We start from the raw sequence: 14,007 nt of genomic DNA on the forward strand, positions 1-14,007 counted from the left end.
GGTGCAGAGGCTTTGATCACATGGCCGGGCCCCTTCCCCCTGGAAGCGGGGAAGGGGCCCGGGGCCTCGACGGCTCAAAGCCGGCTGAACAGGCCGGCCAGCCCTGATTTGTGTTCCGACTCCTCCTCGCCGGAGGAGGCGCCGGTCTCGGGCCCCCGCTCCGCCTCTCCTGGCGGAGAGAACGCGGCGGGCGGCGGGGTGCCCCGCTCGGCGGGCCTGCGCACCGCCGGGGTCTCCGCCCCGGATTCGGCCGCCTTCCGGGTGGTGCGGGTCGTGCCCGTCGTCTTGCGGGTCGCCGGTTTGGCCGCCGCCCGGCGGGTGGTGCCGGTGGCACGGGTGCCCGTCGCCTTGGCGCCCGTGGCGCGGGTGCCGGTGGAACGGGTGCCCGTCGCGCGGGTGCCCGTCGCCTTGGTCCCGGTGGAACGGGTGCTCGTCGCGCGAGCGCCCGTCGCCTTGGCGCCCGCGGCACGGGTGCCCGTGGCACGGGTGCCCGTGGCACGGGTACCGGTCGAGGCGCTCCTGGCCCTGGTGGTCGCGGTGGTCCGGCCGGCGGCGGGCTTGCGGGCGGCGCTGGTGCGTCCGCTCGCGGCGGTCCTGCCCGTCGTGGTGCCGGAGGCCCGCCGGGTGGCGGGCTTGCGGGCCGTGGTGCCGGTGGACGTGCGGCTCGCGGCGGTGCCGCGGGCGGCCGGCTTGGCCGCCGCCGACGGCTGCTTCACCGTCTTGAGCACCTTGGCCGCGTCCGACATCGCCTTGGCCGCGGTCGCCATCGACTTGGTCGCGTTCTTCATCGCGGTCATCGCCGCGTTCATGGACTTGGCCGAGGTCCCCGCCTTGGTGGCGGCCGCGGTCATCTTGGTGGTGGCGGTCGACATCTTGGTCGCCGCCGAGTTGACCTTGGTCGCCGCCGCGGCCGGAGTGGTGCCCTTCGCCGTGGTCCGGCTCGTGGCACGCGTGGTCGTCCCGGTGGTGCCCGCGGTGCGCCTGGTCGTGCCGGTCCTCGAGGCCGTCGTCTTGGCGGCGGCGCGGGACGCGGGCTTGGCCGTGGTGGTCCTGCGCGCGGCCGGACGGGTCTTCGACGCCGCCGTCCGCGAGGTGACCCTGGTCGTGGTGGCGGCCGCGGCGCTGGTCCGCTTGGCGGGTGCCCGCTTGGCGGCCGAACCCTTCGCGGTGGTCGTGGACTTCCTGCCGGTCGTCTTCTTGGCGGCCGGAGTGCGGGTCGTCGCGGTACTACGGCGAGTGGCCGCACGCGTTGTCGTTTTGGTAGGCACTGATCCATCCCCCCGTAGTGATCAGCTACGGGGGGAGATATTCCACACTTACCTTCTCGCTACACCCATCTTGACTAGAACTGTTTACACCCCGATGGGGTGCCACACGGTTTTCGTCTCCAGCAGCGCGGTCATCCGAGCCGTTCCCGGGTCGGCCGACCAGTCCGTTTCGGACGGGCGCAGCACCCGCTTCAGATTCCCCGCAGCCGCTTCCTCACAGGCGTTCGCGAGTTCTTCGGACGCGCCCGCGAGGTCGATCGCGTTGACGTCCATGTGGCCCGCCATCCAGGGTGCGAGCTCCTCACGCGGGCCGGTGAGGATATTGACGACTCCAGACGGAAGATCTGAGGTCGCCAGCACTTCGGCGAAGGTGATGGCGACCAGCGGGGAGTCCGCGACGACCACGACGGTGTTGCCGGTGACGATGGCGGGGGCCAGCACCGAGACCAGTCCGAGGAGCGGCGTCCCGGCAGGGGCGAGAACCCCCGCCACTCCCGTCGGCTCCGGCGTGGAGACGTTGAGGAACGGCCCGGCGACGGGGTTGACCGAACCGGCGACCTGCGCGATTTTGTCGGCCCATCCGGCGTACCAGACCCAGCGGTCCACCGCCGCGTCCACTTCGGTCTCCGCGTCCTCCCGGGAAAGGCCGGTGTCGCGGAGTTCCGCGATGAACTGGCGCCTTCTCCCCTCCAGCATTTCCGCGATCCGGTAGAGAATCTGACCACGGTTGTAAGGAGTCCGTCCGGACCAGCCGCCGAAAGCCTTACGCGCGGCGACGACGGCGTCCCGCACGTCCTTGCGGGACGCATGGGAGGCGTTGGCGAGGAATTCGCCCCTGCTGTCGTTGACCACGTAGGACCTGCCGGACTCCGAACGCGGGAAGGCCCCGCCGATGAAAAGCTTGTAGGTCTTGCGCACCTGGAGCCGCTCGGGCGCCGTGTCCTTCTTACCGGGCAAGGTAGGCCTCCAGACCGTGGCGGCCGCCCTCGCGGCCGAAGCCCGACTCCTTGTAGCCGCCGAACGGCGAGGCCGGGTCGAACTGGTTGAACGTGTTGGCCCACACCACGCCCGCGCGCAGCTTCTGGGCCATGGACAGGATGCGGGAGCCCTTCTCCGTCCACACTCCCGCGGACAGCCCGTAGGGCGTGTTGTTCGCCTTCTCGACGGCCTCGGCGGGGGTGCGGAAGGTGAGCACCGACAGCACCGGGCCGAAGATCTCCTCCCGGGCGACGCGGTGGCTCTGCGCGACCCCGGTGAAGATCGTCGGCGCGAACCAGAAGCCGCGCTCGGGCAGTTCGCACTCCAGCGACCAGCGTTCGGCGCCCTCCGCCTCGCCCGAGGCGACCAGCTCGCCGATGGTCGCCAGCTGGACCGCGGAGTTGATCGCCCCGACGTCGGTGTTCTTGTCCAGCGGGTCGCCGACCCGCAGCGTCGCCATCCGCTCCTTCAGCCGGGTCAGCAGCTCCTCGGCGACCGACTCCTGCACCAGCAGCCGCGAACCCGCGCAGCACACCTGGCCCTGGTTGAAGAAGATGGAGTTGACGACGCCCTCGACCGCCTGGTCCAGGGGAGCGTCGTCGAAGACGATGTTGGCGCCCTTGCCGCCCAGCTCCAGGCCGAGGCGTTTGCCGGTGCCCGCGACGGCGCGGGCGATGCGCCTGCCGACCTCGGTGGAGCCGGTGAAGGCGATCTTGTCGACGCCCGGGTGCTCCACCAGCAGCCGCCCGGTCTCCGGGCCGCCGGTCACGATGTTGACGACGCCGGGCGGCAGGTCTGCCTGCCGGCAGATCTCGGCGAACGCCAGCGCGGTCAGCGGGGTGGTCTCGGCGGGCTTGAGCACCACCGTGTTGCCGCAGGCCAGCGCCGGGGCGATCTTCCAGGCCAGCATCAGCAGCGGGAAGTTCCACGGGATGATCTGGCCCGCGACGCCGATCGGGGTGGTGCCGTACCCGGCGTGCTCCAGCTTGTCGGCCCAGCCCGCGTAGTGGAAGAAGTGCGCGGCGACCTGGGGCAGGTCGAAGTCGCGGGTCTCCCGGATGGGCTTGCCGTTGTCGATGGACTCCAGGACGGCCAGCTCACGCGAGCGCTCCTGGATGATCCGGGCGATCCGGTAGAGGTACTTGGCGCGCTCCCGGCCGGGCATCGGGCCCCACACCCGCTCGAACGCGGTGCGGGCGGCGTCCACCGCCAGGTCGACCTCCTCGGCTCCGGCCTCGGAGACCTCGGCGAGCACCTCCTCGGTGGCCGGGTCGATCGTCGGGAACGTCTGCTTGGCGGAGACGAACTCCCCGTCGATGAACAGGCCGTAGGAGTCCTCGATCCGCACGACGCTCCGGGACTCGGGCGCGGGCGCGTACTCGAACAATTCGTCGCTCATCATCAATCCCGTCAGTCCAGCGTGAAGTAGTCGGGGCCGGAGTAGACGCCGGTGGCGAACTTCTCCCGCTGCATGAGCAGGTCGTTGAGCAGGCTGGAGGCGCCGATGCGGAACCAGTGCGGGTCCAGCCAGTCGGGTCCGGCGACCTCGTTCACCTGGACCAGCAGCTTGACCGCGTCCTTGGTGGTACGTATGCCCCCGGCGGGCTTGACCCCGACCATGCGCCCGTGCCGCTCCCGGAAGTCCCGGACGGCCTGCAGCATGAGCAGGACGACCGGCATGGTGGCGGCCGGCTGGATCTTGCCGGTGGAGGTCTTGATGAAGTCGGCTCCGGCCAGCATCGCCAGCCAGGACGCGCGGAGCACGTTGTCGTAGGTGGCCAGCTCGCCGGTCTCCAGGATCACCTTGAGGTGGGCGTCTCCGCAGGCCTCCTTGACCGCGACGATCTCGTCGTGGACCTTGACGAGGTCCCCGGACAGGAACGCCCCCCGGTCGATGACCATGTCGATCTCGCTCGCCCCGTCGGCCACGGCCTGCCGGGTGTCCTCCAGCTTGACCGCGAGCGGGGCTCGTCCGGACGGGAAGGCCGTCGCCACCGAGGCCACGCCGACGCCGGAGCCGCGCAGTTCGTCCACCGCGACCTTCACCAGGTCGGGGTAGACGCAGACCGCGGCGACCGTGGGCGCGCCGGGAGCGGTCCGCACCGCCTTGGTGCACATCGCCCGGACCTTGCCGGGGGTGTCGGACCCCTCCAGCGTGGTCAGGTCGACCATGGAGATCGCCAGGTCGATCGCCCTGGCCTTGGCCTCGTTCTTGATCGACCGGGTGCCCAGCCGGGCCGCGCGCGCCTCCACGCCGACCTGGTCGACCCCGGGCAGTCCGTGCAGGATGCCCCGCAGCTCGTTCGCAGATGTCACCGACAAAGCATCCGTCATGGCACGCACACCTACCAAACGCGCCCCCTGAACTGGGACATAGCGACAACCCGAGGGGAGCTGGGCGGTCACCCTTCGGATGTTTCGCCAAACCCGCGACACCGGTCGATCAAGCGGGAAACGGGCACACTGGAGAGACCGGAAAGACGCTTCGACGAGGAGGCGTGGACATGTTCGAGGAAGCACAGTACTTCTCGCCCGTCGACGAGGACGAGCACGGCAGGGTGACGGTGAACCTGGCCCGGGACCACCCCGGCTTCGCCGACCCCGCCTACCGCGAGCGGCGCGACCTGATCGCCGGGCTGGCCGTCGGGCACCGGCGCGGCGACCCCGTCCCCGAGGTGGCCTACACCGGGGAGGAGCAGGAGGTGTGGCGGCTGATCTCGGCCGAACTGGAGGCCAGGCATCTGCGTTTCGCCGCCCGGGAGTTCCTGGACGCCAAGGACCGGCTGAAGCTGCCGGCCGACCGCGTCCCGCAGCTCCAGGAGGTCTCGGACCTGCTGGAGCCCCTGACCGGCTTCCGCTACCTGCCCGCCGCCGGGCTGGTGCCGCTGCGGGAGTTCTACGGCACCCTGGCCGACGGGCTCTTCCACTCCACCCAGTACCTGCGGCACCACAGCATGCCGCTCTACACGCCCGAACCGGACGTCGTCCACGAGGTCATCGGCCACGCCAACGCGCTGGCCTCCGACCGGTTCGCCGCCCTGTACCGGGCGGCGGGAGACGCGGCCCGCCGGGTGGAGGGCAGGCAGGCGCTGGAGTTCGTCTCCCGGGTCTTCTGGTTCACCATGGAGTTCGGGGTGCTCCTGGAGGACGGCGAACCCAAGGCCTACGGCGCGGGTCTCCTCTCCTCCTACGGGGAGATCGAGGAGTTCCAGGCCATGGACATCCGGCCGCTGGACATCCGGGAGATGGGGACCGCCGACTACGACATCACCAAATACCAGACGCTCCTGTTCCGCGCCGAGTCTCTGGATCATCTGGAGGACGTCGTGGGCGGCTTCTGGGAGGCGTGCGACGACGACTCGATCGCCGCTCTGGACGTCTGACGCCGCCCGCGCGCGAAATAGAGACGGGGAACACGCCATCTGGGACATGGCATGTTCCCCGTCTCCGCCTACAGAAGGCGCGGTAACGACCGCGCCACCCGCAGGAAGAGCGACTTGGTCCCGGTCTTCCCGGAACGCTCGGAGGGCTCCTCGCGTTCCTGTGCGGCCTGGTCGGCCTGAGCCTCTTCCCGGTACCGCGCGACCCGGTCCTTGATGACCGCCCGGCTGAAATCGTGGTGCAGCATGGTGTCCTCGGCTTTCCTCGACGCCGCTTCCGACACCTTCAATCTCGCGCTAAGAACCCCTGCCGCACATGAGGCAGATGCCTTATTCATCCCCCGAATCTCCTGGCCGTACGGCCTAAGACGGGGTGGGCGGGGCTAAGCGGGCCCTAGGCGGAGAACCGCACCGGGTCCGCGGGCAGCAGGCCGAGCCTGCGGGCCGCGGCGGCGGCCTCGGTGCGGGAGGAGACGCCGAGCTTGCCGAGGATGTTGCTGACGTGGACGCTGGCGGTCTTCGCCGAGATGAACAGCGCCTCGGCGATCTCCCGGTTGGAGCCGCCCTCGGCGAGCCGCTCCAGCACCTCCAGCTCCCGCGCGGTGAGGCCGTGCGACGGAGTGGCGCGCCTCCCCTCGCCCAGCCGCCTGGCGAGGTCCTCGATCTCCCCCAGCAGGGGGGCCGCGCGCAGGTCCCGGGCCAGGGCCGCCGCTTCGGCGAGCCGTTCCGCGGCCCGCTCGCGCTCGCCCCTCATCGCGTCGTGCTCGGCGGCCCGGCAGAGCGCCTGCGCCCGCGGATAGGGGTTGTGGACGTCCGCCCAGGCGGCGGCGACGTCGTCCCAACGGGGATCGCGCCCGGTGATCCGGGCGGCCTCGGCCTGGAAGACCAGCGACCAGGCGTACTGGACCGGTCCGCGGACGATGATCCGCGCCACGCGGGCTGCCAGGGGCTCCAGTTCCGCCTCCGTGGCGCACGCCGCGGCCCCGATCGCCAGGATGGGCCAGGCGTAGCGACTGTCGTCCGGACGGTTCGTGCCCGGCAGCATCGGCTCCAACGCGGCCAGCGCCGCCCGGCGGTCCCCCTGCCGGAGCCTGAGCCCCGCCTCCAGCCGCAACACCGGGTAGTGCTCCTGGATCCGCTGGTCCACCACCCAGCGGCTGAACCCGTAGGCGACCTCCAGCCCGCGTACGGCGGACTCCATCTCGCCGCGGGCGAGCCCGATCTCTCCTCGCAGCAGTACCAGGCAGGCCTTGTGCGCCCGGGGCGGGTCGGTCTCCAGCGCCTGATCGATCACCTCCTGCGCCTCGTCCCAGCGGCCCAACGAGTGCAGCGACTCGGCGAGGTTGATGCTGAGGAAGGAGCCCCTGCTCCGGAAGAGCCCGATCTCCTTGGCCCGCTCGATGCCCCGGGCGGCCGCCTCGACGGCCTCGGCGGGCCGTCCCGCGCCCTCCAGCATGTGGGACCGGTTGATCGCGGCGCGCAGCAGCAGCTGGTCCGCGCCGAGCTCCTCCGCGATCCGCTCGCCCCGCTCCAGTACCTCCCAGGGACGCCCCTCGCCCGGTTCCCCCTCGTACTTGGTCTCGTCGAGCAGGCAGGTCAGGGTCAGCAGCGCGTCCGCCTCCGACCGCCGGTCCCCCACCATCCGCGCGGCGTCCAGCGCCTCCTTCACCGCCGTCCTCGCCATCTCGATCCCCGAACCGTTGAGGAGGTGCTGCGCCAGCGACGCCAGCATCCGGGCGCGTTCCGCGGACGGCGGGTCGGCCGGTACCAGCTCGACCGCCCGCTGCAGGTCCTCCAGCCAGTCCGGACGGCCCAGCCGGTGGTGCAGCCGGCCGCGCTGCTCCAGCAGCCACGCCCGTCGGAGCGGATCGTCGGTCTCCCGCAGCGCCGCGGAGGCCAGCTTGATGCCGCGTTCGCTGTCTCCGCCCCAGTCCGCGGCGCAGACCGCCAGCCGCAGCACCTCCGTCCGGGTGGCGCCGATCTTCTCCTCCGCGTCCGGTACCCGCTCCCACAGGTCCAGGACGCGTTCGAGCATCCGCAGCTCCTCGGCGTACGCGGCGGCCCGGTCGGCCTCCTGCCCGGCCTTCCAGGCGCTGATCAGCGCCCATTCCAGGTTGTGCGCGGCGTACCAGTGGTGGGCCAGCTCGGCGGCGACCCGGCCGGGCGGCACCAGCGTGCCGTCGTCCTCCAGCACCTCGGCGTACCGGGTGTGCAGCCGGGTGTGCTCTCCGGGCATCAGGTCGTCGTGGACGGCCTCGCGGATCAGCGCGTGCCGGAACCGGTAGCTCTCGCCTTCGACCACCAGGACGTTCCCCGCGACGGCCGGCCGCAGGTGCCGGGTCAGCGCGCGTTCGTCCAGGCCGCTGACGGCGGCCAGCAGCCGGTGCTCGATCCGGGCGCCGCCCGCGCTCGCCACCCGCAGCAGCTCCCCGGTCTCCTCCGGCAGCCGTTCGACGCCCGCCAGCAGCAGGTCGCGCAGGGACTCGGGCAGTTCGCAGGCGATGCTCCCGTCGGCGTCCATCAACGCCTCGACGAACAGCGGGTTGCCCTCGCTGCGGATGAAGAACTCCTCGACGCGCCCGCCTTCGGGCTCGGCTCCGCGCAGCCGGGTCATCAGCTCGCCGACCTCCTGGCGGGTCAGCCTGCCGACCTCGTGCCTGGCGACCCGCTCCAGCCTGTCCAGCTCGGCCAGCAGCGGGCGCAGCGGGTGGCCCCGGTGCAGTTCGTCCGCCCGGTAGGTGACGACGATCATCAGCGCGGCGACCGCGCCGAGGTTGCGGACGAGGAACGCCAGCAGGTCGCGGCTGGAGCGGTCGGCCCAGTGCGCGTCCTCGATCACCAGCACGAGGGGACCCTGCCGCGCGAGCCGGTCCAGCAGGGTCAGCACCAGCTCGAACAGCCGCGCCTGGTGGTGGCCGGAGCCGTCGCCGTCCGGTTCGCCGAACTCCGGCAGCAGCCGGGCGAGCCCCGAGGCGCGCCCCCCGACCAGCTCGGCCACCCCTTCGGCGCCCAACTCCCGGACGAGCTGGCGCAGGATCGCGGTGAAGGGGGCGAACGGGAACCCGTCGACGCCCAGTTCCAGGCAGCCGCCCAGCAGCAAGCGCGCACCCCCGGCACGGGCCTTCGCGGAGAACTCCTCCACCAGGCGGGTCTTGCCGATCCCCGCCTCGCCGCCCAGCAGCACCGCCCGCGCCGCGCCCGACCGCACGTGGGCGAACGCGCCGTCCAGCACGTCGAGCTCGGTCTGCCGCCCGACCAGCACCGTGCTCATGCCGCCCATCTCCATGCTCACGTTCCTCAGGATGCCAGCCGGATCGGACGTTCTTCCCCGTGGTGCTCGCGTCCCGGCCGCGCTCTCGCCGCCCAGGCCGCCCCAGCCGCCGTCCAGCGCGCCGCGCTCGGTCCGCCGTCCGATGCCGCCCGTCTCCGCCCTCACAATCCCAGCCTCCGTGCGACCGCCGCGGCCTCGCCCCGGGAGGAGACCCCGAGCTTGGCCAGGATGTTGCTCACGTGCACGCTGGCCGTCTTGGCCGAGATCGACAGGGCCCGTGCGATCTCCCGGTTGGCGCGGCCCTCGGCCAGCTCGCGCAGGACCTCGACCTCCCGTGCGGTCAGCCCGCGCACCGCCGTCGCGCCGCCGGAACGGGAACGCAGCTCCTCGATCTCGGCGAGCAGGGGGGCCGCTCCCAGGTCCGCGGCCAGCTTCCGTGCCCGCTCCAGCCGGTCGGACGCGCCGTGCCGGTCCTCGGGAACCGCGCGCAGCAGGGCGTAGGCCTCCCGGTAGGGCTGGCCGATCTCCCGCCAGGCCTCCGCGACCCGGATCCAGGCGGGACCGGTTCCGGTGACCGGGGCGCACTCGGCCTCGAAGGTGAGCCGCTGCGCGGCCATGACCGGCCCGATGACGGGCAGCGCGCCGGCCCGCTCCAGATAGGGCGCCAGAGTCTCCCCGTCCTGGCACGCCCTGGCCGTCAGCGCCAGCGCCGGCCACGCGTAACGCGCGTCGTCGACCATCCTCCCGGACTCCAGCAGAAGCGCGGACGCCTCCAGAGCCCGGTCGGGACGTCCTTCGGCCAGCCGGAGGGCGATCTCCAGGCGCAGCACCGCGAACAGGTCCTCGGCCCGGCGCACCGGTCCTCGCCGCGCCACCGACCAGGCCGAGGCCAGGTAGGAGGCGGCCCGCTCCAGATCTCCCCGGGCCAGATGGATCTCCCCGGCCAGCCCGCGCAGGCTGCCCAGGTGCCGGTTCAGCGGGACGCGCTCGACCGCGTCGTCGATCACCTGGAGTGCCTCGTCCCAGCGGCCCAGGGAGACCAGCGGCTCGGCCGTGTTGTAGGCCAGGATGGTGCCCATGATGCGGCCGAGTCCGTAGGAGACGGCCTCCCGCTGGCCGTCCAGGGCGACCCGGTAGGCCTCCTCGTGCCGGCCCGCCCCCTCCAGCACGTGGGAGGTGGCCAGCTTGTGCCGCAGCACCTCGTTGTAGTCCTCGCAGCGGCCCAGCAGCGGCTCCATCTCTGCGAACAGCGCCAGGCGGGTCTCGTCCGGCCGGTCGTCGCGCAGGGCCAGGGTCATCATCGCGGTGAGCTGCGCGGTCGGGTCGTCCGTCAGCCGGGCCACCCGTACCGCCTCCCGCGCGGCGGCCAGGGCCTCGGGCATGCCGTCGGGCAGTTTGTACAGGTACTTCGCCAGCGAGGCCAGCGCCCTGGCCCGCGCGGCGGTGGGCGGGTGCTCGGGCAGCAGCGCGACGGCCTCCCTCAGGTCGTCGGCGCCTTCGGCCCGGTGCAGGTGCAGCCGCATCCGGCCTCTGTAGCCGAGCATGTCCGCCCGTACCACCGGGTCCGCGGTGCGCTCCAGCGCAGCGGTCGTCAGTTCGATCCCCCGCTCGAACTCCCCGGCCAGATCCGCGGCGGCCACCGCGCGCCTCAGCACCAGGATCCGGTCCGGGCCCGAGTTCACCCGGCCGGACAGGGCCAGTACCCGTTCGGTGAGCGCGAGCGCCTCGGCGTGAGCCGCCGACCTCAGCGCCTCCTCCGACGCCAGCCAGGCGCTCTCCAGCGCCCTCGGCAGATCACGCGCGGCGTGCCAGTGGTGCGCCAGCTCGGCGGTGGCCCGGCCCGGAGGCACCAGCCAGGGGCGTTCCTCCAGGGTCCGGGCGTAGGCCAGGTGCAGCCGGGTCAGCTCGCCCGGCAGCAGATCCTCGCGGACGGCCTCCCGGATCAGCGCGTGCCGGAAGAGGTAGCCCTCCCCGTCCACCGTCAGCACGTTCCCCGTGACCGCGGGCCGCAGCGCGTCGTCGAGTTCGGCGTCGCCGAATCCGGTCACCGCCGAGAGCAGGCCGTGCTCCAGCCGCTGACCGCCCGCCGCGGCGATCCGCAGCACCTCCTGGGTCGGCTCGGGCAGCCGCCGCACCCCGGCCAGCACCAGGTCGCGCAGTGACTCCGGCAGCTCTGCGGACTCCTCCCCGGCCAGTGCCTCGACGAACAGCGGGTTGCCCTCGCTGCGCCGGAAGAACTGTTCGGCGCGGGCCGGATCGTGTTCGCCGAGCATCCTCCGGGTCTCGGCCAGGGTGAGCCTGGGCAGCTCCAGCCGTTCGACCCGGTCGATCCGGTCGAGTTCGGCCAGCAGGGGGCGCAGCGGATGGTCCCGGTGCAGCGCCTCGCTGCGGTAGGTGACCAGCACCAGCACCGAACCGGCCAGGTTGCGGATGAGGAAGTCCAGCAGGTCGCGGCTGGAGCGGTCGGCCCAGTGCGCGTCCTCGATCACCACCACGACGGGCCCCCGCTCGGCCAGCCGGTCCAGCAGGGTCAGCACCAGCTCGAACAGGCGGGCCCTGGCCTCGGCGGCCGGGATCTCGTCGGGGTCGCCGAACTCCGGCAGCAGCCGGGACAGTCCCCGCGCTCCGGGCAGCAGGTCCTCGATCGTGCTCACGCCGAGCTCCCTGACCAGACCGCGCAGCGCGGCGGTGAAGGGCGCGAACGGCAGCAGTTCCGCCGACAGTTCCACGCAGCCGCCGGTCAGCACCCGGGCGGCGGGGCAGCCCGCGGTGAACTCGCGGACCAGCCGGGTCTTGCCGATGCCCGCCTCGCCGCCGACCAGCACGGCTCCGGGCAGCCGGGCGAAGGCCTCGCGCAGGCGTGCCAGCTCTCCGGTCCGGCCGATCAGAGGGGAGGCTGGGGGCATATGTCCAGCATGACAGGAGAGTCGGGCTCCGCCCAGTGATTATCGCCGTGAGCGATCATGGACGGCATCCGGACCCGGTGGCCGGAGGACCCTCTCCGCCCCCCTGCCACCGGGCCGTCGGACCACACGGGAATTTGTGGCTGGCCTGGACGCGCCCTGCTCGGGGCGCACCCGCCCGCGGGCGGAGACCCGCGGGCGGAGAGGCGAGAGGACACTTCCGCGGCCACCCTCATTGTCGGGCCGAAGGCATCCGTCACATGGGGAGACTTCCCGATACGGCGGCCTGATTTTTCAGTACCTGAACTCTTCGGGAAGGACCTATCCGGGCACGCGGGCGACGGCGAAGACCGTCTGGCCGAACGGCGGCCGGAAGAGCTTCTCCAGGAACCGGGTCGTCGGGATGACGGTCCGGTCGTAGATCTTCACCAGCCGGGGGTCGGGATAGCCCACGCCGCCCCGGCGCACCGCCGCCCACCAGGCGATGCCGCCCAGGAAGTTGATGGGCTTGAGCACCTCGGCCTCCAGGCCCGCGGCGGCGATGGTGGCGCCCAGGGTCTTGGGGGTGTAGCGGGTGACGTGGCCGACCTTGCGGTCGAAGTCCCCGTAGAGCTGCATGTAGCCGGGCACCCAGATGACGATGCGGCCGCCGGGCTCGACCACCGCGGCCAGGTCCCTGAGCGCCTGGGCGTCCTCGGCGATGTGCTCCAGGACGTTCATCATGACGACGGTGTCGACCTTCTGGCGGATCTCCACCTTCGCCGGCAGGGCCAGCGGCAGGACCTCGACGCCGTCGTCCTCGGCGTAGCGCTTCCGCAGCTGCTCGACGCAGTACGGGTCGTTGTCGCTGACGGCCAGGTAGTCCAGCCGGCCCGCGAACTGCTCGGAGAAGTGCCCGAGGCCGGATCCGATCTCCAGCAGCGAACGGCCGACGTGCGGCGCCACCATGTCGTACTCGTACTTGCGGTAGTTGCGCGCCTCGTCGCCGCCGAGGTGGTTCTCCAGGGCGCCTTCGCCGGCCGCGGGCTGGACCGGCTGGAAGTTCTCAGACATGGGGTTCCACTCGTGCTCGGTTCGGGAATCGGGGCGAGTTTACCGGCTGGTACCCCCTAGTGCCGGGAGTCCGGTATTTCAGCTCAGCGCGGCCAGCCGCGAGAGCCGCTCCGCGGCCTCCTGCAGCCGCCTTCCCTCGCTCCGGACCCGGGGCAGCCGCTCCGTCCGGCAGGAGACGGCCAGCGCGCCGACCAGCCCGCCCGACCCGTCCGTCACCGGCACCGCGACGCAGGCCGTGCCGAGCGCGTACTCCTCGCGGTCCAGCGAGAGGCCGTCGCGCCCGGCCAGGCCGCGGTCCAGCGCGCCGCGGTCGGTGATGGTGTACGGGGTGAGGTCGAGCAGCGGGTGGCGGGCCAGGTACTCGCGCCGCCCGTCCTCGTCGAGCTGGCCCAGGAGGCACTTGCCGACGGCGGTGGCGTGCGCGGCCTCGTTGAAGCCGACCCACAGGTCGACCCGGCGCTCCCGCGGGCCGTCGACGACGTCGACCAGGCTGATCTCGCCCTCGCGGAGGACGGCGAAGTAGACGGCGACGCCCAGTTCGTCCCGCAGCGAGACGAGGACGGGACGGACCCGGGACAGCGTCACCTGGGCGCGGCCCCGCGCGTAGAGGCCCTCGAGCCGGTCGCCGAGGACCCAGCACCCGTCGGGCAGCTTGGTGACGTAACCCTCGTGGGCCAGCGTCCGCAGCAGGTGGTAGGTGGTGGCCAGGGGCAGGCCCGCGGCCCGCGCGAGCTGCTTGGCCGGCGCGCCCGACGGGTGCGCCACCACCGTCTCCATGAGATGCAGCGCACGTTGCACTGAGGCGATCAGCGTCGGTCCGCGTGTGCCTTCCATCACGGAAAGCGAACACTGCCCGTGAAGTCAGGTCAAGCCGTTTCGGCAATTCTCTAGGCGGGCGGTTCGTCCAGCGCGGTCGTCAGGGGCGGAATGGGACGCCGCTTCTTGGGACGGCCCGCCGGCTTCCTTGGCACCGCCTCCGGTTCGGGGGCGGGGGCCTCCTGCGGTTCCGGGGCGTCCGGGGAGGGCTGTTCGGGGTGCTGGACGTCGTCGCTCGTCGGCATGGCCACGACCTTAGCCACGGCTCTTCCAGCTTTCGGTGAAGCCAGAGGCATGCTTCGCCCAGCCCCGCGAGGACACGACGGGCCTTTGCGGAG

General features: G+C 72.3%; 11 protein-coding genes. 1 reads left to right on the top strand and 10 read right to left on the bottom strand.

All coding sequences use genetic code 11. The annotated features are described in order from the left end of the window. Positions 1-74 precede the first annotated feature (74 nt). The 4 genes from ABD327_RS12250 to deoC all read right to left on the bottom strand — a co-directional run bounded on the left by ABD327_RS12250 (position 75) and on the right by deoC (position 4,562). A complete protein-coding gene (locus ABD327_RS12250; RefSeq protein ID WP_344450440.1) occupies positions 75-1,268 on the bottom strand; it encodes a hypothetical protein in 1,194 nt (397 codons plus the stop codon). Positions 1,269-1,352: 84 nt separating this feature from the next. Continuing rightward, positions 1,353-2,225: an aldehyde dehydrogenase family protein gene (locus ABD327_RS12255; RefSeq protein ID WP_344450441.1), complete on the bottom strand. Its 873-nt coding sequence runs from the start codon at positions 2,223-2,225 to the stop codon at positions 1,353-1,355. After that, the gene (locus ABD327_RS12260; protein WP_344450442.1) at positions 2,215-3,645 is read right to left on the bottom strand and encodes an aldehyde dehydrogenase family protein; all 1,431 of its coding nucleotides are present in this window, start codon (positions 3,643-3,645) and stop codon (positions 2,215-2,217) included. The genes ABD327_RS12255 and ABD327_RS12260 overlap by 11 nt, the downstream gene beginning before the upstream one ends. An 11-nt stretch (positions 3,646-3,656) precedes the next feature. Beyond that, on the bottom strand, positions 3,657-4,562 hold the full coding sequence (deoC, locus tag ABD327_RS12265; RefSeq protein ID WP_425547100.1) for a deoxyribose-phosphate aldolase: 906 nt from the start codon (positions 4,560-4,562) through the stop codon (positions 3,657-3,659). A gap of 188 nt (positions 4,563-4,750) precedes the next feature. Between deoC and ABD327_RS12270 the strand changes: the two genes are divergently transcribed. Next, complete coding sequence (locus ABD327_RS12270) at positions 4,751-5,629, top strand: phenylalanine 4-monooxygenase (RefSeq protein ID WP_344450444.1); 879 nt, start codon at positions 4,751-4,753, stop codon at positions 5,627-5,629. Positions 5,630-5,697: 68 nt separating this feature from the next. Here ABD327_RS12270 and ABD327_RS12275 read toward each other — a convergent pair whose 3' ends face one another. The 6 genes from ABD327_RS12275 to ABD327_RS12300 all read right to left on the bottom strand — a co-directional run bounded on the left by ABD327_RS12275 (position 5,698) and on the right by ABD327_RS12300 (position 13,914). Beyond that, a complete protein-coding gene (locus ABD327_RS12275) occupies positions 5,698-5,874 on the bottom strand; it encodes a hypothetical protein (protein WP_344450445.1) in 177 nt (58 codons plus the stop codon). A gap of 146 nt (positions 5,875-6,020) precedes the next feature. After that, a complete protein-coding gene (locus ABD327_RS12280) occupies positions 6,021-9,062 on the bottom strand; it encodes a helix-turn-helix transcriptional regulator (RefSeq protein WP_344450446.1) in 3,042 nt (1,013 codons plus the stop codon). Further along, positions 9,059-11,803: a helix-turn-helix transcriptional regulator gene (locus ABD327_RS12285; protein WP_344450447.1), complete on the bottom strand. Its 2,745-nt coding sequence runs from the start codon at positions 11,801-11,803 to the stop codon at positions 9,059-9,061. The genes ABD327_RS12280 and ABD327_RS12285 overlap by 4 nt, the downstream gene beginning before the upstream one ends. Before the next feature lie 318 nt (positions 11,804-12,121). Then, the gene (locus tag ABD327_RS12290) at positions 12,122-12,853 is read right to left on the bottom strand and encodes a class I SAM-dependent methyltransferase (RefSeq protein WP_344450448.1); all 732 of its coding nucleotides are present in this window, start codon (positions 12,851-12,853) and stop codon (positions 12,122-12,124) included. Positions 12,854-12,931: 78 nt separating this feature from the next. Further along, positions 12,932-13,687: an IclR family transcriptional regulator gene (locus ABD327_RS12295; protein ID WP_344450449.1), complete on the bottom strand. Its 756-nt coding sequence runs from the start codon at positions 13,685-13,687 to the stop codon at positions 12,932-12,934. Between the two features lie 53 nt (positions 13,688-13,740). Beyond that, the gene (locus tag ABD327_RS12300; protein WP_344450450.1) at positions 13,741-13,914 is read right to left on the bottom strand and encodes a hypothetical protein; all 174 of its coding nucleotides are present in this window, start codon (positions 13,912-13,914) and stop codon (positions 13,741-13,743) included. Positions 13,915-14,007: the final 93 nt, after the last annotated feature.

Source organism: Actinocorallia aurantiaca, from assembly GCF_039533685.1.
In the GTDB taxonomy this organism is placed as follows: Bacteria; Actinomycetota; Actinomycetes; order Streptosporangiales; family Streptosporangiaceae; genus Actinocorallia; species Actinocorallia aurantiaca.